We start from the raw sequence: 19,127 nt of genomic DNA on the forward strand, positions 1-19,127 counted from the left end.
GCGGAGACGCTCAGACGCTGAGACGCGGGCGCTCAGACCGGGTCGGCGGCCTCTTCGGCCGCCGGCTCGGACCGTACGTAACGCAGGACGCCCCACATCGCCGTCTCGTCGGCGCCCTTCGCCGCGTCCTCGCCGGTGAGGGCGCAGAGCGTCAGCTCCTTGCCGAGCGCGTCGCGGTCGATGCCGGTGCCGATGAGGACGAGCTGGGTACGGCGCTCGGCACCCCGTGGCCAGGGCTCCGGGTAGAAGCGCAGGAAACGGCCGACGGCGTGTACGGCGTACCGGTTGTCCGGGTCGGCCGCGCCGAAGTCCACAAAGCCCTTGACGCGGTAGAGCCCCTCCGGCCGTGAGTCGAGGAAGGCCATGAGCCGGCGCGGATCCATGGCGGCCGGTTCGTCGTACGACAGGCTCTCGTACGCGGCGTGCGGATGGTGCGCGTGCGCCTCCCCCTCGTCGGCGTGCAGGTCCTCGAAGGAGAGCTGCCGGACCTTCTCCTCCTCGGCCGGGCGCGTGGCCGGGTCGAAGAGCAGCCCCGGATCGATCCTCCCGTACGACGCGGAGACCACCGCGGCCCCCGGCCCGAGTTCCCCGATCACCCCGCGGACGCGCTCGTGTTCGACGGGTGTCACGCGGTCGGTCTTGTTGAGGACGACCAGGTCGGCGATGGCCAGATGCCGGTCGGCCTCGGGGTGGCGCCGGCGCGTGCTGTCGAACTCGGCCGCGTCCACGACCTCGACGAGCCCGCCGTACACCGTGCGCGGATTGTCGCCGGCGAGGATCATCCGGACGAGTTCCTGCGGCTCCGCGAGGCCGCTCGCCTCGATGACGATGATGTCGATCCGGGCGGCGGGGCGGCTGAGCCGTTCCAGATAGCCGTCCAGTTCGCTCGCGTCGACGGCGCAGCACAGACAGCCGTTGCCCAGGGAGACCGTGGAGCCCACCTGGCCCGCGACGGTCATGGCGTCGATCTCGACGGCTCCGAAGTCGTTGACGACGACGGCGATACGGTTGCCGGCCCGGCGCCGCAGGAGGTGGTTGAGCAGGGTCGTCTTGCCCGAGCCGAGGAAGCCCGCGAGGACGACCACCGGAATCTGTCTGCCGGCCGTGCTCGGATCCAAGACCGCGCTCCGTCTTCCTCGGGGGGGGCGGGCAGAGCGGTGCGCCTGCCCGCTCCAGGATACGAGCGGGCAGGCGCACCCCGCGCGGTCAGCTCCGCAGCCAGGCCGCGGTGTCCTGCGGCAGCCTCCCCTCGTCGTCCAGGGGGCCGCTGGTCAGCAGAATGCTTGTGTGGCCGGGAAGCTCCGAGGGGGGCCCGGCGAGATTGACGACGCAGATCAGGCCGTCGGTACGGGTGAAGGACAGCACGCCGGGGCCGGACGGCAGCCAGGTCAACTGGGCGCCCGCGTAACCGGATTCGGTGTCCCCGGACTCCCGTGCCGCGGCGAATCCGGGCTCCGTACGGCGCAGCCGCAGGGCCTGCCGGTAGAGGCTGAGCATCGACCGCGGGTCACCAGCCTGAAGGTCTGCGGCGTACTTCGCCCAGGACTCCGGCTGCGGCAGCCACGGCTCGGTGTCTCCCCCGAAGCCGGCGTACGGCGCATCGGCGGTCCAGGGCAGCGGTACGCGGCAGCCGTCGCGGCCCGGATCCGTACCGCCGGAGCGGAAGTGCATCGGGTCCTCGATGCGCTCGCGCGGGATGTCGGCCTCGGGCAGGCCCAACTCCTCGCCCTGGTAGACGTAGACGGCGCCGGGGAGCGCCAGCGAGAGCAGCGCGGCGGCGCGCGCCCGTCCGGTGCCCAGCTCCAGGTCGGTCGGGGTGCCGAAGGCCTTCGACGCGAAGTCGAACCCGGTGTCCTCGCGCCCGTAACGGGTCACGGTGCGGGTGACGTCGTGGTTGCAGAGCACCCAGGTGGCGGGGGCGCCGACCGGGGCGTGCTCGGCGAGCGTGTCGTCGATGGCGGTCCGCAGCAGGCCGGCGTCCCACGGGCAGGACATGAAGCCGAGGTTGAAGGCGGTGTGCAGTTCGTCGGGGCGCAGATAGCGGGCGAAGCGTTCGGCGTCGGGGAGCCAGACCTCGCCGACGAAGATGCCGCCGTATTCGTCGGCGATGGCGCGCCAGGAGCGGTAGATGTCATGGAGTTCGTCGCGGTCCACGAACGGGTGGGCGTCGACGCCCGGCGTGAAGTCGGGCAGCCCGGGGTCCTTGGCGGGCAGGACCGCGGAGTCGATCCGTACGCCGGCCACTCCCCGGTCGAACCAGAACCGCAGCACGTCCTCGTGCTCCCTGCGGACCGCCGGGTGGGCCCAGTTGAGGTCGGGCTGTTCGGTGGCGAAGAGATGGAGATACCAGTCGCCGTCGTCAAGACGGGTCCACGGGACACCGCCGAACTCCGACACCCAGTTGTTCGGGGGCAGTTCGCCGTCGGCCCCCCGTCCCTGGCGGAAGTGGAAGAGCTCGCGTTCGGGGCTGCCGGGGCCGGCGGCCAGCGCGGCCCTGAACCAGACGTGCTGGTCGGAGACATGGTTGGGAACGATGTCGACGATCGTGCGGATCCCCAGCTCACGGGCTTCGGCGATCAGTTTCTCCGCCTCGGCGAGGGTGCCGAAGGCGGGGTCGATGGTCCGGTAGTCGGCCACGTCGTAGCCGCCGTCGGCGAGGGGCGAGAGATACCAGGGTGTGAACCACAGCGCGTCCACGCCCAGTTCGACCAGATACGGCAGCCTGGACCGCACTCCGGCGAGATCACCGGTGCCGTCGCCGTCGCCGTCGGCGAAGCTGCGTACATAGACCTGGTAGATGGCGGCGTCGCGCCACCATTCGACGGTGGCCTCGGCCGGCTGATTGGCTGCCACGTGAAGTTCCTTTCGGGCAGGTGGGACTCCGCCGCCGGCCCCGGACAACGGGGCGCCGGGTCAGTGGGCCGGCGGCGGAGTGCTTGTGGGGGTCGGACGTGCGGGGCGGGGAGGGCCGTCAGCCCTTGAGGCCGCCCGCGGTCAGACCGCTCATGATGTTTCGTTGGAACAGCAGGAAGATGAGCAGTGTCGGGACCGACGCGATGGTGAGCGCGGCGATCAGGACGTTCTCCGGTACCCCGCTCGCGAGCGAGTAGATCCCCACGTTGAGGGTCTGTTTGCTCGGGTCGGGCAGTGTGAGCATCGGCCAGAGGAAGTCCTTCCAGACGCCCACGACCGCGAAGATCGACACAACTCCGAGGATCGGCCGGGAGATCGGCAGCACCACGGATCTCAGGGTGCGCGTCGCCGACGCCCCGTCGATGGCCGCCGCGTCCAGCAGCTCCCGTGGGATCGAGTCGAAGAATCTCTTGAGCAGGAAGATGTTGAAGGCGTTGGTGACGGACGGCAGCCAGATCGCCCAGGGCGAGTTGAGCAGGTTGCGTTCGACGATCGGTACGTCGAGCACCGTCAGGTACTGCGGTACGACGAGGACGGTCGCCGGGATCATCAGCGTCATCAGCATCAGGCCGAGGATGGCCTTGCCGAAGACCGGCCGCAGCTTGGAGAGCGAGTAGGCGGCGGCCACGTCGAAGATCAGCTGGAAGGCGAGCGCGCCGAAGGCGTAGTACAGGGTGTTGAAGAGCAGCTTGGCCAGGTCCATGACCTTCCACGCCTGCTCGTAGTTCTCCGGGTGCACGGAGGTGGGGAAGGCGGTCGGCGGGCTCTGCACCACTTCCTGGGTGGTCTTGAGTCCGCCGGTGACCATCCAGTAGAGCGGCCCGAGGAAGACCAGGGTGAAGAGGAGGACCACCAGGGCGAAGACGATCCAGTAGACCGTCCGGCCGCGGGATCTGCCGAGCTGGGCCGGTGAGATCAGGGTCCGCGGGCGGGCGACTTCGACGGTGGCGGCTCGCTTGGCGGCCCGGTTGCGCCGGGGTATGAGCGTGTTCGCTGTCATGCCTTGACCCCCTAGTCTTCGCTGCTGCGGCTGAGTCGCACGTACACAGCGGAGAAGCCCGCGAGGAGTACGAGCAGGACGAGTCCGAGTGCCGCCGCACTGCCGTAGTTGTTGAAGTTGAACGCGTACTGGTAGATGAGATAGACGACTGTCGTCGTCGATCCTTCCGGCCCCGCACCATTGGTGAGCAGGAACGGTTCGGTGAAGACCTGCATCGTCGCGATGATCTGCATGAGCAGCATCAGCGAGAGAATGAGTCTGGTCTGCGGGATGGTGACGTGCCAGATCTTGCGGAGGATTCCAGCGCCGTCGAGTTCCGCGGCCTCGTACAGCTCACCGGGAATTCCCTGGAGCGCCGCGAGATAGATCAGGGTCGCGCCGCCCATGTTCATCCATGTCGCCGCGACGACCACGGAGAGCATGGCCGTGTCGGTGTCCTGGAGCCACTGCTGGGCGGGGAGGCCGAAGACTTCCAGGATGCGGTTGAACAGGCCGTATCCGGGGTCGTAGAAATATTTGAAGAGCAGCACGGAGGCGACCGGCGGAAGCATCACCGGGAGATAGACGAGCAGCCGCAGATATCCCTGGCCGTGCCGGAATTCGTTGAGTACGACGGCGATGACGAACGGGACGACGAATCCGAGCAGCAGCGCGAGAACGGTGAACAGGAGCGTGTTGCGCCACGCCTGCCAGAAGGCGGGGTCGTTGAAGATGTACGTGAGGTTGGACCAGCCGGCCCAGGTGGTCTCTCCGTTCTCGTTCTTCTGGAAGGCCAGGATGAATTCCCTGACCATCGGATACCAGGAGAAGAACGAGAAGCAGAGTACGGCTCCGATCAGGAACCCGTGCGCCGAGAGATTGCGGCGTACGGACCGTTTGAACTCCTCGCGGGCGGAGTCCGTCCGGTGGGAGCCGGGACGTCCGGGGCGGGACTGGGCCGTCTCGCTCTTGGACAGGGTGGGGGCCGACATGGTCTCTCCTCGGTGCCGGTGCGCGGACTCGTTGGCTCGCGGTCGGACGGAGTTGGGGTACGGGGCCGGTCCGGGTCCGGTGAACAGGCCCGAGGCGGGACCGGGTCCGCGTGACCCGGCCCCGCGTGTCCGTTACTGAGCCGCCAGGACTTGGTTGACCTGCTGCTCGGCGGTCGACAGCAGCTTGTCGATGTCCGCGTCCTCGTTGGTCAGCACTCCCGACATGGCGATGTCGAGGATCTTGTAGATCTCCTGCGCCTTCGGCGGCTCGGCCTTGCCCTTGACCGGGTTGTCCATGAAGGGCTTGAAGTTCTCGACCGGCATCGTGGCGTGCTCGGCGCGCTGGGCGTCGTCCTTGGCCTTGGACTCACCGAGCCAGAAGTTCGGCTGGGGCAGTCCGACGGGGAGCTTGTCGGCCTTGCCGCGCTCCCACTCGAACTGGCCCTTGCCCGGGGTGAGGAACTTGAAGTTCTGCCAGGCGATGGCGGCCTTGATCTTGTCGGGCGAACTGCCCTTCTTGATCATGTAGTTGTTGCCGCCGAAGAGGGTCGCCTTGGCGCCGGGGATCGGGCCCATGCCGAAGTTCTCGTACTTGGCGCCGAGTTGCTGGACCATGTACGTGATGTCGTCGGGCGCCGCGAGGAACATGCCCAGCTTGTCGGTGGCTATCTGCTTCTGCAGGTCGCCCCACTTGAGCAGCTGGGTCTTGCCCATGCTGTCGTCCTCCCACCGCATGGTGTGGAGGTTCTCCAGGACCTGCTTGCCCAGGTCGGTGTTGAACGCGGCTTTCTTGCCCGTGGGATCGACGACGTCGCCGCCGAGGCCGTAGATCGAGGCGGTGAAGTGCCAGCCGCCGTTGTTGCCGGCGCTGTACTCGCCGAAGCCGGAGACGCCGCCGCCGATTCCGGCGATCTTTTCGGAGGCCGTACGGACCTCTTCCCAGGTGGTGGGAGGCGAGTTGGGGTCCAGTCCGGCCTCTTCGAAAAGCTTCCGGTTGATCAGCAGGCCCATGGTGTAGTTGCTGGTCGGCAGGCCGTAGAGCTTGCCGTCCTGCTTCAGCACGTCGAGGACGCCCGGGTCGATGTCCTTCAGCGCGGGCACGGACTTGTCGTTGACGTAGGCGGAGATGTCCTCGGCGCCGTCGTTGTCGAGCACCTGCTGGAGGTCGGTGAAGTACGTGTAGTACACGTCGGGCTGGGACTTCGCCTTGAGCATCGCGGTGAAGCGCGGCGGCTCCAGACACTGCCCCGGCGTGGACTTTCCGTCGATCCTGACGTTCGGGTACGTCTTGTTGAACTCCTTGACGTCCTCGTTCCACTCCTTCAGCTCCGCCGCTTTCGCGGCCGGCGGCATGCAGTCGATCGAGAGCGTCACCTTGGCCTTCGGGTCCAACGGCGCTGACGGGTCGGACGACCCGCCGCCGGAGTCGCCGTCGTCGTCGCTGCCGCTGCTGCTCGTGCCGCAGGCGGCGAGAGTCAGGGCGAGCACGGTGACAATGGCGGCCGCGGCGGTGCGGTCGGTACGGCGATTACGGCGGAACCCAGCACTTCTCATCGATGGTCCCCTTCGGGCATGAGCGTGGAAGGCCCACGGCTGAAACTCTGCCGGGGCGCGGCACACTCAACCACCGCCGACAGGGGACCGCAAGATCTCGCGCCGTTTTCGTAAAAGTTTGACAGCCTTCCGCATCGGTCGGGGACGGGCGCGATCCGTCGCGCCGGGAAGAGGGGCCTAGCGCGGCGACTGCGCCGTGGAGCCCCTGACGACCAGCTCCGGCTCGAACAGCAGCTCGCCGGGCGGCACCGCGCCGCCCTGGATCTGGGCGCACAGCAGCTCCACCGCCGCCCGCCCCATGGCCTCGATGGGCTGACGGACCGTCGTCAGCGGCGGCTCGGTGCAGTTCATGAAGGCCGAGTCGTCGTACCCGACGACGGAGACCTCGCCGGGGACGTCCAGACCGCGCCGGCGGGCCGCCCGTACGGCTCCGAGCGCCAGCGGGTCGCTCGCGCAGATGATGCCGGTGACGCCCCGGTCCAACAGCCGTGCGGCGGCGGCCTGCCCGCCTTCAAGGGAGAACATCGACCGCTCGATGAACTCCTCCGGCAGGGACTCCCCCGCCGCCTTCACGGCCGCGACGGCGGCGGCGAGCTTGCGCCGTGAGGGGACGTGGTCGGACGGGCCGAGGACCAGGCCGATGCGCTCGTGCCCCAGCGACGCCAGATGCCGCCACGCCTGCTCGACGGCGACGGCGTCGTCGCAGGAGATGGTGGGGAAGTCCAGGTTCTCTATGGGCGCGTTGATGAGCACGACCGGGATCTTGCGCTCGTGGAGCTGGCGGTAGTGCTCATGGGGAGCGTCCGCCTGGGCGAAGAGACCGCCGGCGAACACCACCCCGGACACCTGCTGCTGGAGCAGCAGTTCGACATAGTCCGCCTCGGAGACGCCGCCCTTGGTCTGGGTGCACAGGACGGGGGTCAGGCCCTGCTGCGCGAGCGCGCCGCCGATCACCTCGGCGAAGGCCGGAAAGATCGGGTTCTGGAGCTCGGGCAGGACCAGGCCGACCAGTCTGGCGCGCTCGCCGCGCAGCTGCGTGGGCCGCTCGTACCCCAGCACGTCCAGTGCGGTCAGCACGGACTGGCGGGTGGCCTGGGAGACTCCCGGCTTGCCGTTGAGCACCCGGCTGACCGTGGCCTCGCTGACCCCAACCTTCTTCGCCACCTGAGCAAGTCGTCGCGTCATGCACGCAAGACTATCGCAAGCGATGCAAGCTACTTACTTCTCAGCGTAAAGTCCCAGCACAGCCGTGGTGCCACCCGGGAGCCCCTGGCGGCACCACGGCAGGGTGCCGTGCGCTACGGGTTGATATTGATCTTGAAGTTGGGCGTGGTGTTCTTCACGTCCAGAGCGTTGCCGCTCATCCTCAGACCGTTGAACGTGACCTCACCGACCGCGGGACCCTGCCCCGTCTCCGGCATCTCGTTCGCCCACAGCCCGAAGCCCGACTTGGCATCGTAGGCGTCACCGCTCTTCTTCGCACCGGTGATCGAGATGTCGCTGAGGACGGTGTCCTTGATCGGGAACTGCGGTTGTCCACCTACGTAGTTGGTCTGGAACATGACCCCGCTGTACGTCGGGTCGACGATGTCCACGTTGTTGATCCGGATGCCCTGGAACACCTTGGACGCGGAGAACAGCCAGATCCCGGGGAACGTCTGCGCGCCCCAGAAGTGACCGCCGGCTCTGACGATCGACACGTTCTCGATCGTCGTGGGCTCGGTCCCGAAGCCGTTCATCGGGTAGCCGAAGTCCAGCGAGCTGACCGTGATGCCCGAGTAGACGAGCGTGTCCGCGATGTGGATGTTGCGGAAGGTGTTGTTGAAGCCGCCGTAGACGGCCACACCCGCCGCGCGCCAGGTCAGGATCGACGTCAGGTTCTCGTAGACGTTGTCCTTCATGTCCGCGCCGCCGGCGTCGATCGCCGAGAAGAGCGCGAAGCTGTCGTCTCCCGTGGCCCGCGCCTCGTTGTTGGTCACGAGGTTGCCGGTGCTGCCGTTGGTCATGTTGATGCCGTCGGCGAACATGTCGCGGATACGGGAGTTCTTGATGGTCATGTCATCGGTGTTCGCGCCCCAGTAGAGGCACACCATGTGCTCGTTCCAGATGTTGTCGATCTCGATGTCGCGCACGTTCGAGAAGTCGAACACCTTGCCAGGACCGTCGATTCGCGAGGTGTAGTTGCCGAAGTACGCGAAGTTCTTGAACGACGAACCCGCGGCCGCGGCCTCGGCCCGGAAGCCGATGTCGGTGTTGTCCTGCGTCGACGGCGCGTGGAACTTGGTGTACCAGGGACCGGCGCCGATCACCTGCACGGGCTTGCCGTACACCTGGAACTTGCTGGCCGTCTGGTAGTCACCGGCGGGCAGGTAGACGCCCTTCAGGGTGCCCGTGTTGTCCATCCGGACCCGGTCCAGGGCGTTCTGCACGTCCTGGTGGGTGAAGCCGGCCGGGACCGTGTACGTGGCGGGGTCCGGGTTGGCGACCGGTGCGACCTGCTCCAGATTGATGAAGTCGATCGCGTAGGTGGTGTCGTTGGCCGCGTCCTTCTGCAGCTTGATCTTGCTGCCCGCCGGGACGGTCTTGCCCAGCATCACGTTCGCCTCGTCGTAGATATGACGGGGCGCGCCCTGGCCCGGGGAGTTGCCAGGACCGGCCTCGGCGCCGTACAGCCAGGCGTACTTGGACGTGAGGTCGATCGCCTTGAGGAAGACGCCGTCCACATAGACGTTGAGCGTGGAGTCCCGGCCCCCGCCGCCCGCCGAGTCGGGGATGGAGAAGCGGGTCACCAGCGTGTTGGTGGTGGCCCGGGTGGTGAACTCGACGAACTCGCCGGTCGCGTCGAGGTTGACGGCCCTGCGGCCCGACGCCTCGCCCGCGATGTCGCCGATCGTCCGGTTGGGACCGACCTTCGTCGCGCCGCCGCCGGTCGTGCCGTCCTCGGCCTCGTACATGTCGAACGGCATGTTGGCGCCGCGCCCGACGAAGAGCGGCTGGGTGCTGGTGTTGTTCTCACGCTTGACCGGCACCTCGTTGGCGTCGTCCGCGAGGACGACGCGCACGGTGTACGAGCCGTTGGCGGCGGTCCAGGTCCCGAGCGGGACCGGTGCGGCGGTGGCGCCCGGCGCAATGGCTCCGGTGTGCGCGCCGGTGAGGGTCCGGACCGTGGCGCCCTCGGAGTTGAGCACGGTCAGGGTGATGCCGTGGCTGCCGCCCGCGGAGGCGACGGTGCCCTGGTTCTTGACCGTGACGGAGAAGTTGACCGTGTCACCGGCCGCCGGGGCGGACGGGGACGAGCCGACGGTCGCCACCAGGTCGGAGCTGGCGACCGGCTTCACCACCAGCGGGGAAGCGGCGGTGAAGGTGTTGTTGGTCTCGTTCTGCTCGATCACCGCGTCCGCCACGTCGGCGACCGCGCTGAGCTCGTAGCTGCCGGCGTCACGCGGACCGATCGCGGCGCTGACGTTCGCCGACGCGCCGGGGGCGAGGGTGCCCACCGCCGCCGTGCCGACCTTGGAGTCACCGAGGCGGAATTCCAGCGAGCTGGCCGCCGCGGCGACCGTGCCGTTGTTGCGTACCGTCGCCGACAGTGTGATCGGGTTGGACTCGACCGGCTCGGCGGGCGCCGCGGTCACGGCCGTGACCTGGAGGTCCGGGTTGGGCGCCGGCTCGCCGAGCACCTGGAACTCGGCCACCTGGCCCGCGCCGGCACCGGTGTTGGAGGTGAACCTGAGCTGGACGTCCGCGACGTTGCCGGAGACCGGGATCGTCACCTGGTTCCCGGAGGCCGGGCTGAACGCGTAGTCCTTCGCGGCGGCCAGGCTGGTGAAGCCCGTGGCGCTCTGCTCGCGCCCCAGCACCTGGATGTTCTGGGTACGCGCCCCCCAGCCGCTGTCGGGGTTGAGCTTGACGACGACACTCTCGGTGGAGGCGTTGGCGCCCAGCTTCACGGTCAGCGTGTTGGGGTAACTGCCCCCGGCGCCTTCCCAGTAGGTCGACGTCGAGTTGTCGTTGGCGTTGGCCGCGACAAACGTGTGGATCACGGAGGAGGCGCTGATCGGCTTGCCGATGGCGAGGTTGGAGACCGAGCCGGTGCTGCCGGTGCGGACGACCGTGTTGCTGTCGCCCGACCGGTTGCCCGCCGCGTCCCTGGCCCGTACGAAGTACGAGACCGTCGTGCCGGCCGGCTGGGTGTCGGTGAAGGTCAGGACGTTGCCGGCGACGGTGTCGCGCAGCGCGTTGTTGGCGTAGATCTCGTACCCGGTGACCGCCGTGTTGTCGCTCGACGCCTGCCATGTGAGCCTGACCTGGGTCGGCGACGGCGAGGTGTGGGCGAGGCCGGTGGGCGCGGTCGGGGCCTGGGTGTCGCCGCCCGCCGGCTTGCGGGTGACGGTGTTGCTGTTGCCCGACTGGTTGCCGGCCGCGTCCTTGGCCCGTACGTAGTACGAGACCTCGGCGTTGCCGGGCTGGGTGTCGGTGAAGGTGGTGACGTTGCCCGCGACGCTGGTGCGCAGCACGTTGTTGGCGTAGATGTCGTAGCCGGTGACCGCCGTGTCGTCGGTCGACGCCTTCCAGGTCAGTCTGATCTGACCGGAGGCGGGCTCGGTGTACGCCAGTTCGGCGGGCGCCGTGGGGGCCTGGGTGTCGCCCGTCTCGGGGCCGTAGATCTCCAGCTCGGAGACCTGGGCGCCGGGCTGCTCGGAGTTGGCGGTGACCAGGACCCGTACGTAACGCGTGGTGGTGGCGTCGAAGGGGATCGTCACCGTGTTTCCGGAGCCTGGCGCGAACTGGTACGCCTTCGACGCGGTCAGGTCCGTGAAGTCGGTGCCGTTGGCGCTGCCCTGGAGTTTGAGGGTCTGGCTTCTGGCGCCCCAGCCGTCGGGGAGCTTCAGCACGACGCTGTTGACGCGTACGGAGGAGCCGAGGTCGGCCTGGAGCCACTGTGGGAAGGCGCCGTTGCGGCTCTCCCAGTAGCTGGCCTTGTTGCCGTCGTTGGCGTTGGCCGCCGCGTACACCTCGGTGTGGCTGCTCTCGGTGAGCGTCCGGCCCGCGGCGAGGTTCACCGACGCGGCCGCGGCCTTGTGGACCTGGAGCTCGGCGAGCTGGCCCGCGGACGCCACGGAGTTCTTGGTGATGTTCACGCGGACGAAGCGCGCCCTGGTGGCGGGGAACGAGACGCTGACCTCGTTGGCCTCGCCCGGACTGAAGGTGTACGAGGCGGAGGTCTTCAGGGTGGCGAAGCTGGTGCCGTCGGCGCTGCCCTGGACGGCGAGGGTCTGCCTTCTGGTCTCCCAGTCCGCGGGGAGCTTCAGGGTGACCTGGTCGATCCGGGCCACGGAGCCGAGATCGGTCTGGACCCACTGGGGGAGGCTCTTGCCGGAGCCCTGCCAGTACGTCGACTGGTTGCCGTCCGCGGCCATCCGGGCGGAGTGGTCGCTCGATGCGCTGCTCGCCGCCGCGGTACTGCCCGCGGCGATGTTGGGACCGTCGGCCGCCGAAGCGGTGAGCGACGGCCAGCCGACCATCAGGAGACTGGTGGTGACGACGGCGGAGAGCGCCCGCCATCTCCAGCGGTGAGATCTCATGTATCCCCGATCTTCGGCCTCGGCGCGGGGGCGGCGAGGCGCGGCTCTGTCTGCATGGCTGGTGCCACCTGGCTGGTGCGACAAGCGTTTCTGCACTGACGAGAGGGATCTTTTGCGTTGCGCGGTCAGAGAGTTGCAGAGAAATGCGAGAGCGTCCACCAGTCCGACAGCACCAACTCGGCCGTTCTCTGGCTCGAAAGCACCCAAGACGGACCCACCAGCCGCTATCAGTCAGCTTTCCACCGAACTTTCAGCAGGCCGCAAGCGGGCCGCAAAACACGTAAGTCATTTGCGTCATTCTGGAATTTTCAGAAAGACACCTGCGCCGTCTACCGTTCTTGACCATGAGCGCCGGACCGACGAACCCGCAGCGACGGCGGCGATTCGGCTGGCCACGGCGCGTCTTCTCACAGGTGCTGCTGATGCAGCTGGCCATCGCCGCGGGCACCGCCGTGCTCGCCACCGGACTCTTCCTCCGACCGCTGAGCGACCAGCTCGACGACCAGGCGATGCGCAGGGCGCTCGCGATCGCCGAGACGACCGCCTCCGAGCCGGTCGCCGACGCGCTGCTGGCGTCGCGGCCCTCGGTGGACGGGCCGGTCCAGGCGGAGGCCGAACGCATCCGGCGGGCCACCGGCGCCGAGTATGTCGTGATCATGGACAGACGCGGAGTCCGCTGGTCGCACACCGACACCGGCCAGATAGGCCGGGTCGTCTCCACCGACCCCAGCCAGGCCATCGCCGGCAAGGACGTCATGGAGATAGACAGCGGCACCCTCGGCCGCTCGGCGCGCGGGAAGGTCCCGCTGCGCGACGGGTCGGGGAAGATCATCGGCGCCGTTTCGGTGGGCATCGCCTACGACAGCGTCCGGACACGTCTGCTGGCGACGATCCCCGGACTCCTCGCGTACGCGGGCGGCGCCCTGGCCGTCGGCGCGCTGGCCGCGTATCTGATCTCCAGACGGCTCCAGCGCCAGACCCACGATCTGGCCTTCTCCGACATCTCGGCGCTGCTCGCGGAGCGCGAGGCGATGCTGCACAGCCTGCGTGAGGGAGTGATCGCCCTCGACGGGACCGGGAGGATCCGGCTGATGAACGACGAGGCCCAGCGGCTGCTGGGCCTCGGGCCCGAGGCCACCGGACAGCCGCTCGACGTGGTGCTCGGCCCCGGGCGTACCACCGACGTGCTGGCGGGCCGGGTGGCCGGCGACGACCTGCTGACCGTGAGCGGCGGCCGGGTCCTCATCGCCAACCGGATGCCGACGGACGACGGCGGCGCGGTCGCCACACTCCGTGACCGTACGGAGCTGGAACAGCTGGGCCGGGAGCTGGACGCCACGCGTGGGCTCATCGACGCGCTGCGTGCCCAGGACCACGAGCACGCCAACCGGATGCACACGCTGCTGGGACTGCTTGAGCTGGAGATGCACGACGAGGCTGCGGAGTTCGTGACCGAGGTCGTCGGGGTCCACCGGGCCACCGCCGAGCAGGTCACCGAGCGGATCCACGATCCGCTGCCGGCCGCGCTGCTGGTCGGCAAGGCCACCGTCGCCGCCGAGCGGGGCGTCTCGCTGCGCATCTCGCCCGCCACCCTGCTGCCCGACCGGCTCGTCGACCCGCAGGGGCTGGTCACGGTGCTCGGCAATCTCGTGGACAACGCGCTGGACGCGGCGGCCGGCTCCGAGGACGCGCGCATCGAGGTGGAGGTACGGGCCGAGGGCCGTACGGTCGTCCTGCGGATCTCCGACAGCGGTCCCGGAGTCCCGCCGGAGCGGCGCGAGTTGGTCTTCACCGAGGGCTGGACGACGAAGGAGCAGCCCTCGCACGGGCGGCGCGGGCTGGGCCTCGCCATGGTGAGCAGGCTCGCCGAGCGTCAGGGCGGCAGCGCGCGGGTCGCCGAATCCGCCGACGGGGGCGCGGAGTTCACCGTCGTACTGCCCGAGGCGCTGGCCGACCCACTGGAGCCGGGCACGGCGGGGGACACCTCGCAGGACACCGGGGACGCCGCGCCGGCGGACGGCTCCGTATGCCCTCCGGCGGGGCCCGTCACCACAGGAGAGACACGATGATCGACGTACTGGTCGTGGACGACGACATCCGGGTCGCCGACATCAACACCGCGTATGTGGCGAAGGTGGCTGGCTTCCGGGTCGTCGCGAAGGCCCATTCGGGGGCGGAGGCGCTCACCCGGCTCGCCGAGCGGCCCGTCGATCTGATCCTTCTCGACCACCATCTGCCCGACCGCAACGGCCTCTCGGTCGTACGGGAACTGCGCGGGCTCGGCCACCTGGCCGACGTGATCATGGTGACCGCCGCGCGCGATGTCGCCACGATCCAGTCGGCGATGCGCCACGGGGCGCTCCAGTACCTGGTCAAACCGTTCAGCTTCGCCGGACTGCGCACCAAACTTGAGGCGTACGCGAGGCTCCGCCGCAAGCTGGAGAGCGGCGGCGAGGCCGAACAGGCCGACGTGGACCGGATGTTCGGCGCGCTGTCGGCGCCGGCCGCGCCGCCCGAACTGCCCAAGGGCCACTCGCCGTACACCGCCGAGGTGGTACGGCAGGTGCTGCTCGGCGCCGAAGGGCCGCTCTCGGCGCACGAGATCGCGGAGAGCGCGGGCATGAGCCGGCAGACGGCGCAGCGGTATCTCAAGCTGCTGGAGCGGGCGGGGCGGGTACGGCTCAGCCTCCGGTACGGCGAGACGGGCCGCCCCGAGCACCGGTACGCGTGGGCGGCGAGCGGCTGAGCCGGGGCGGCCGGGGCGGGTCTTTCGGATCAGGCCCCACCCCTCAGACGGCGCCCGCACCGGTGAGTGAACGCACCTCGGACTCCGCGTGCTTGGCCTCGTCCGCCGGTTCACTGGAGCGGACCGTCCCGATCCAGCCCGCCAGGAAGCCGAGCGGGATCGAGACCAGGCCGGGATTCTGGAGCGGGAAGACATGGAAGTCCACGCCGGGGAAGATCGCCTCGGGGCTTCCGGAGACGACCGGTGAGAACACCACCAGCAGCACGGCGGGCACCAGGCCGCCGTAGACCGACCAGACCGCTCCGCGCGTGGTGAAGTTCCGCCAGAACAGCGAGTAGAGCAGCACCGGCAGATTGGCCGAGGCGGCGACGGCGAACGCGAGCCCGACGAGAAACGCCACGTTGAGGTCACGGGCGAGCAGCCCGAGCGCGATGGCCACGGCACCGATACCGGCCGCCGCGAACCTGGCCACGGCGACCTCGCTGCGGGGCTCGGCACGGGAGTTGGGATGGGCGCCGGTACGGGAGTTCGCGTGCGTGCTCCGGTGCGTGTTCCGGTGCGGGCGCTTGAGCGAGGCGTAGAGGTCGTGCGCGACGGAGGCCGACGAGGCGAGCGTGATGCCGGCGACGACGGCGAGGATCGTCGCGAAGGCGACGGCGGCGACCACGGCGAAGAGGACCGTCCCGCCGGTGGAACCCGCGCCGCCGCCCAGATCCAGCGCGAGCAGCGGCACCGCCGTGTTCCCCGCCGCGCTGGACGCGCGCACCTCGTCGGTGCCGACCACAGCGGCGGCGCCGAAGCCGAGCACGATCGTCATCAGATAGAAGCCGCCGATCAGCCCGATGGACCAGACGACCGAGCGGCGCGCGGCGCGGGCGGTCGGCACGGTGTAGAAGCGGGAGAGGATGTGCGGCAGCCCGGCCGTACCGAGCACCAGGGCGAGCCCCAGACTGATGAAGTCGAAGCGCGCGGTCCAGCCCCCGCCGTAGGCGAGACCCGGGAGGAGGAACTCACTTCCGTGGCCGCTGCGTTCGGCCGCGGCGTTGAGCAGCGCGTTGAAGTCGCCGTGGAAACGGAGCAGTACGAGAACGGTCAGCGCGACCGTGCCGGCCATCAGCAGCACGGCCTTGACGATCTGGATCCAGGTGGTGGCCCGCATCCCGCCCAGCGTCACATAGACGACCATCAGCGCGCCCACGCCGATCACCGTCCACGAGCGCGCCGCCTCGCTCGTACCCCCCAGCAGCAGCGCGACCAGACTGCCCGCCCCGACCATCTGCGCCACCAGATAGAGAACGGACACGGCGACGGAGGAAGTTCCCGCCGCGATCCTGACCGGGCGCTCGCGCATCCGCGCGGCGACGACGTCGGCCAGCGTGAACCGGCCGCAGTTGCGTACGAGTTCGGCCACCAGCAGCAGGACGACGAGCCAGGCGACGAGGAAGCCGACGGAGTAGAGCATGCCGTCGTAGCCGAAGAGGGCGATGAGGCCGGAGATACCGAGGAAGGAGGCGGCGGACATGTAGTCACCGGCGATGGCGAAACCATTCTCCATGGGAGAGAAGAGCCGTCCGCCTGTGTAGAACTCCTCGGCCGAGCCCTGCCGGTGGCGGCTCACCCAGGTGGTGATGCCCAGGGTGACGGCGACGAACGCGCTGAACAGCAGCAGCGCCAGGGTCTGGTGGTCGCCGCTCATCGCCGCTCCCCCGCCGTCCGCCCCGCTCGCGCGGTGTGCTGGTCCCGGCTCCTGGTCCGGTCGAAGACGCTCCAGCGCAGATCGAGCGCGTCCCGGTCCCGGTGCAGCCGGGCATGGCGCGAGTACGCCCAGGTCAGCAGGAAGGTGCTGAGGAACTGGCCGAGCCCGGCGACCATCGCCACGTTCACCGCCCCCGCCACCGGGCGCGCCATCAGATCCGGCGCCGTGGTCGCGGCGACCACATACGCCAGATACCAGCCCAGGAAGGCGACCGTGGCCGGCACGACGAACCGGCGGTAGCGGCTGCGCACCTCCTGAAAGGCCGCGCTCCGCTGGACCTCCAGATAGATGTCGGCCGCGCGGGGCCGGACTCCGTCCTCCGCGGCGCCGATCCCGGCGGCGGGCTCGGCCGTCGCGGACGCGACCGGGCCCGTCGGCGTGCCCGTACCGTCCAGTTCACCCCAGCCGGAGGCCAGCGCGTCGTACCAGGGGTCGTCGGTCCGCACCGCTTGGGCGCCGCGCCCTTCCTGCTTCTCCACCGGTCAACTCTCCTTGTCAGCAGCCTTTTCGGCCGCGCCCCAAGGATGGGCGGATCGGGAGGATCCCGGACTCCTCTCTCCCCGACTTCACCCCATCAGGTGATGTTTGTCCCGGGTGGCCGGATGAGGCCGTGCTGATAGGCGTAGCGCACCGCCTGCGCCCGGTCGCGTACCCCGGCCTTGGCGAAGATGTTGTTGATATGGGTCTTCACCGTGGCCGCCCCGATGTGCAGCCGACGGGCGATCTCGTGGTTGGAGAGCCCTTCCGCGACCAGGGACAGCACCTCGGTCTCGCGAGCGGTGAGCCCGTCGGGGGCCGCCTCACGCTCCGCCGCGGCGGACGCCGCGCTGACCCGCTCCAGCAGCCGCCGCTGCACCGCCGGGGCGAGCCCGGCGTCCCCGGCCATCACGTCCTGGACGGCCTTGACGATCTCGTCACCACCCGCGTCCTTGGTCAGATAGCCGCGCGCGCCCGCCCGAAGGGCGGGGAACAGCGAATCGTCGTCGTCATAGGTGGTGAGCACCACGACCTGGGTCGCCGGGTACCGCTCGCGGATCAGGCGGGTCGCCTCGACCCCGTCGCAGCGCGGCATGCGCAGGTCCATCAGGACGACGTCGGGGGCGAGTTCGCCGACGAGGGCCACCGCGTCGAGGCCGTCCTTCGCGGCGCCGACGACGTCGATGCCGGGCATCAGCCCGAGCAGCATGACGATGCCCTCACGCACCACGGCCTGGTCGTCGACCACGATCACCCGGGCGGTCATGCCGGCACCCGCAGACGCACGGTGAAGCCCGCACCCCCGGACCGGCCGGGCGGGCCCGAGCCGTTGGTTTCCACGCCGGCCCCGACACCGCCTCCTACGGAGGCCGAGGGTCCGGCCTCCAGGCTGCCGCCGAGAAGTTCGGCACGCTCCCGCATCCCGAGGAGACCGAACCCGGAGCCGGAGGCGGCCAGTTCGCTGCCCGGCGCGTCCGTCCCGTCGTCCCGTACCTCCAGCGTCACCATGCCCTCCCCGTACTCCAGCCGCATCGTCACGCCCGCCCCCGGAGCGTGCTTGCGCGCGTTCGTGACGGCCTCCTGCGCGACGCGGCGTACCGCCTGCGAGGCCTCCACGGGCAGCAGCCGGGGCTCTCCCACGACCTCGGTACGCACTCCGTCGACCGCCAGTTCGCGCAGGTAGTCCTCGACGGGCACCATCTGGCCACGGAGCGCCGAGAGCGCCTGTCGCGTCTCGGCCAGGCCCTGCCTCGCCATGCCCCGCGCCTCCACCACCCGGCGCAGCACCTGCTCGCGGTCGTACCCGCCCTCGATCTGGAGCCGGGCCGCCTCCAGATGCACGAGCTGGGCGGAGAGGCTGTGGGCCAGCACGTCGTGGATCTCGCGGGCGATCCTGGCCCGCTCGGCGAGCGCCGCCGACTCGGCCTCGGCGGCCCGCGCGGCGCGCTCCTCCGCCAGCAGCCGGAATCCGGCCGCGCGGGCCTGGGCGTCGAGCCGCAGTGTGTAGCCGCCGAGCAGGACGGCGCTCATGGTCAACGCCACGGACGGGAGCGCCTCGCTGTTGGCCAGCGCGACGGCGGCGAACAGCGCCGACCAGACACCCAGGGCCGGTACGAGCGGCAGTCTGTCCATCGCGAGGACGCCGCCGAGGACCCAGAGCAGCGCGGCTGTCGCCTCGGCCCCCGCCGCGTCCGCGCCGCCTCCGAGGAGCGCGACCACGAGAAGCAGCCCCAGCGAGGGAAGCAGTCGCCCCGCGACGGTCGACCGGAAGAAGAGCACCACGACCGCCACGAAGCAGAGCAGGCCCAGCGCGGGCACGGCCGCCGACCAGCCGTGGAAGACATCCGCGGTGTACGCGGTCACCGCCAGCCAGCAGATGAGCCCACCGGCCAGCAGATAGTCCAGCGCCGTCCTGACGGGCGGCACCCCCACCCGGGTCAGCGCCTCTCTGCTCGGCCATGCGGTCCCAGCGCCGATCGGCATCCCGAAGCCCTCTCTCTCGGCTCCGATGCTACGGAGCCGAGCGGTCGGCGGAATCCTCTCCCGGGTGGAGCGGGGAAGGGCGCCGGGCTCCACCCGTGGGTGGAGCCCGGCTGACACGCGCTCGGTGCCGGTGAACAAGAAA

Annotated in this window: 13 protein-coding genes; 2 read left to right on the forward strand and 11 right to left on the reverse strand. The window is 69.7% G+C overall.

The features are described from left to right. Positions 1-32: 32 nt before the first annotated feature. The 7 genes from OIE74_RS09095 to OIE74_RS09125 form a co-directional block, all read right to left on the reverse strand. The gene (locus OIE74_RS09095; protein WP_329380562.1) at positions 33-1,118 is read right to left on the reverse strand and encodes a CobW family GTP-binding protein; all 1,086 of its coding nucleotides are present in this window, start codon (positions 1,116-1,118) and stop codon (positions 33-35) included. An 88-nt stretch (positions 1,119-1,206) separates the two neighbouring features. After that, complete coding sequence (locus OIE74_RS09100; protein WP_329380565.1) at positions 1,207-2,853, reverse strand: glycoside hydrolase family 13 protein; 1,647 nt, start codon at positions 2,851-2,853, stop codon at positions 1,207-1,209. A gap of 118 nt (positions 2,854-2,971) precedes the next feature. Continuing rightward, positions 2,972-3,913: a carbohydrate ABC transporter permease gene (locus OIE74_RS09105; protein WP_329380568.1), complete on the reverse strand. Its 942-nt coding sequence runs from the start codon at positions 3,911-3,913 to the stop codon at positions 2,972-2,974. An 11-nt stretch (positions 3,914-3,924) separates the two neighbouring features. Beyond that, a complete protein-coding gene (locus tag OIE74_RS09110) occupies positions 3,925-4,884 on the reverse strand; it encodes a carbohydrate ABC transporter permease (protein ID WP_329380571.1) in 960 nt (319 codons plus the stop codon). Between the two features lie 132 nt (positions 4,885-5,016). Continuing rightward, positions 5,017-6,438, reverse strand: coding sequence for an ABC transporter substrate-binding protein (locus OIE74_RS09115; protein ID WP_329380574.1), 1,422 nt, complete (start codon positions 6,436-6,438; stop codon positions 5,017-5,019). A 177-nt stretch (positions 6,439-6,615) separates the two neighbouring features. After that, positions 6,616-7,623: a LacI family DNA-binding transcriptional regulator gene (locus OIE74_RS09120; protein ID WP_329380577.1), complete on the reverse strand. Its 1,008-nt coding sequence runs from the start codon at positions 7,621-7,623 to the stop codon at positions 6,616-6,618. A 113-nt stretch (positions 7,624-7,736) separates the two neighbouring features. Further along, the gene (locus tag OIE74_RS09125; RefSeq protein ID WP_329380581.1) at positions 7,737-12,023 is read right to left on the reverse strand and encodes a discoidin domain-containing protein; all 4,287 of its coding nucleotides are present in this window, start codon (positions 12,021-12,023) and stop codon (positions 7,737-7,739) included. 344 nt (positions 12,024-12,367) lie between these two features. Between OIE74_RS09125 and OIE74_RS09130 the strand changes: the two genes are divergently transcribed. Together OIE74_RS09130 and OIE74_RS09135 are read left to right on the forward strand one after the other, a co-directional pair. Further along, the gene (locus tag OIE74_RS09130) at positions 12,368-14,092 is read left to right on the forward strand and encodes a sensor histidine kinase (RefSeq protein WP_329380584.1); all 1,725 of its coding nucleotides are present in this window, start codon (positions 12,368-12,370) and stop codon (positions 14,090-14,092) included. Beyond that, entirely contained in the window at positions 14,089-14,769 is a 681-nt protein-coding gene (locus OIE74_RS09135; protein WP_329380587.1) for a response regulator, read from the forward strand. Before OIE74_RS09130 ends, OIE74_RS09135 begins: the two co-directional genes overlap by 4 nt. Positions 14,770-14,812: 43 nt before the next feature. Here the strand turns inward: OIE74_RS09135 and OIE74_RS09140 are convergent, their stop codons facing one another. The 4 genes from OIE74_RS09140 to OIE74_RS09155 form a co-directional block, all read right to left on the reverse strand. After that, complete coding sequence (locus OIE74_RS09140; protein WP_329380590.1) at positions 14,813-16,465, reverse strand: solute symporter family protein; 1,653 nt, start codon at positions 16,463-16,465, stop codon at positions 14,813-14,815. Continuing rightward, the gene (locus tag OIE74_RS09145; protein ID WP_329380592.1) at positions 16,462-17,004 is read right to left on the reverse strand and encodes a DUF485 domain-containing protein; all 543 of its coding nucleotides are present in this window, start codon (positions 17,002-17,004) and stop codon (positions 16,462-16,464) included. Before OIE74_RS09145 ends, OIE74_RS09140 begins: the two co-directional genes overlap by 4 nt. A 95-nt stretch (positions 17,005-17,099) precedes the next feature. Then, positions 17,100-17,768, reverse strand: a complete 669-nt coding sequence (locus OIE74_RS09150; protein WP_329380595.1) for a response regulator transcription factor — start codon at positions 17,766-17,768, stop codon at positions 17,100-17,102. Next, positions 17,765-18,985, reverse strand: a complete 1,221-nt coding sequence (locus OIE74_RS09155) for a sensor histidine kinase (protein ID WP_329380598.1) — start codon at positions 18,983-18,985, stop codon at positions 17,765-17,767. Before OIE74_RS09155 ends, OIE74_RS09150 begins: the two co-directional genes overlap by 4 nt. Positions 18,986-19,127 lie beyond the last annotated feature (142 nt).

This window comes from Streptomyces sp. NBC_01716 (assembly GCF_036248275.1).
In the GTDB taxonomy this organism is placed as follows: Bacteria; Actinomycetota; Actinomycetes; order Streptomycetales; family Streptomycetaceae; genus Streptomyces.

Bases quoted from the DNA above. Each gene is read 5' to 3' on its own strand.
- OIE74_RS09110 (WP_329380571.1), bottom strand. From the start codon at position 4,884: ATGTCGGCCCCCACCCTGTCCAAGAGCGAGACGGCCCAGTCCCGCCCC.
- OIE74_RS09125 (WP_329380581.1), bottom strand. From the start codon at position 12,023: ATGAGATCTCACCGCTGGAGATGGCGGGCGCTCTCCGCCGTCGTCACC.
- OIE74_RS09115 (WP_329380574.1), bottom strand. From the start codon at position 6,438: ATGAGAAGTGCTGGGTTCCGCCGTAATCGCCGTACCGACCGCACCGCC.
- OIE74_RS09105 (WP_329380568.1), bottom strand. From the start codon at position 3,913: ATGACAGCGAACACGCTCATACCCCGGCGCAACCGGGCCGCCAAGCGA.
- OIE74_RS09130 (WP_329380584.1), top strand. From the start codon at position 12,368: ATGAGCGCCGGACCGACGAACCCGCAGCGACGGCGGCGATTCGGCTGG.
- OIE74_RS09150 (WP_329380595.1), bottom strand. From the start codon at position 17,768: ATGACCGCCCGGGTGATCGTGGTCGACGACCAGGCCGTGGTGCGTGAG.
- OIE74_RS09155 (WP_329380598.1), bottom strand. From the start codon at position 18,985: ATGCCGATCGGCGCTGGGACCGCATGGCCGAGCAGAGAGGCGCTGACC.
- OIE74_RS09120 (WP_329380577.1), bottom strand. From the start codon at position 7,623: ATGACGCGACGACTTGCTCAGGTGGCGAAGAAGGTTGGGGTCAGCGAG.
- OIE74_RS09140 (WP_329380590.1), bottom strand. From the start codon at position 16,465: ATGAGCGGCGACCACCAGACCCTGGCGCTGCTGCTGTTCAGCGCGTTC.
- OIE74_RS09135 (WP_329380587.1), top strand. From the start codon at position 14,089: ATGATCGACGTACTGGTCGTGGACGACGACATCCGGGTCGCCGACATC.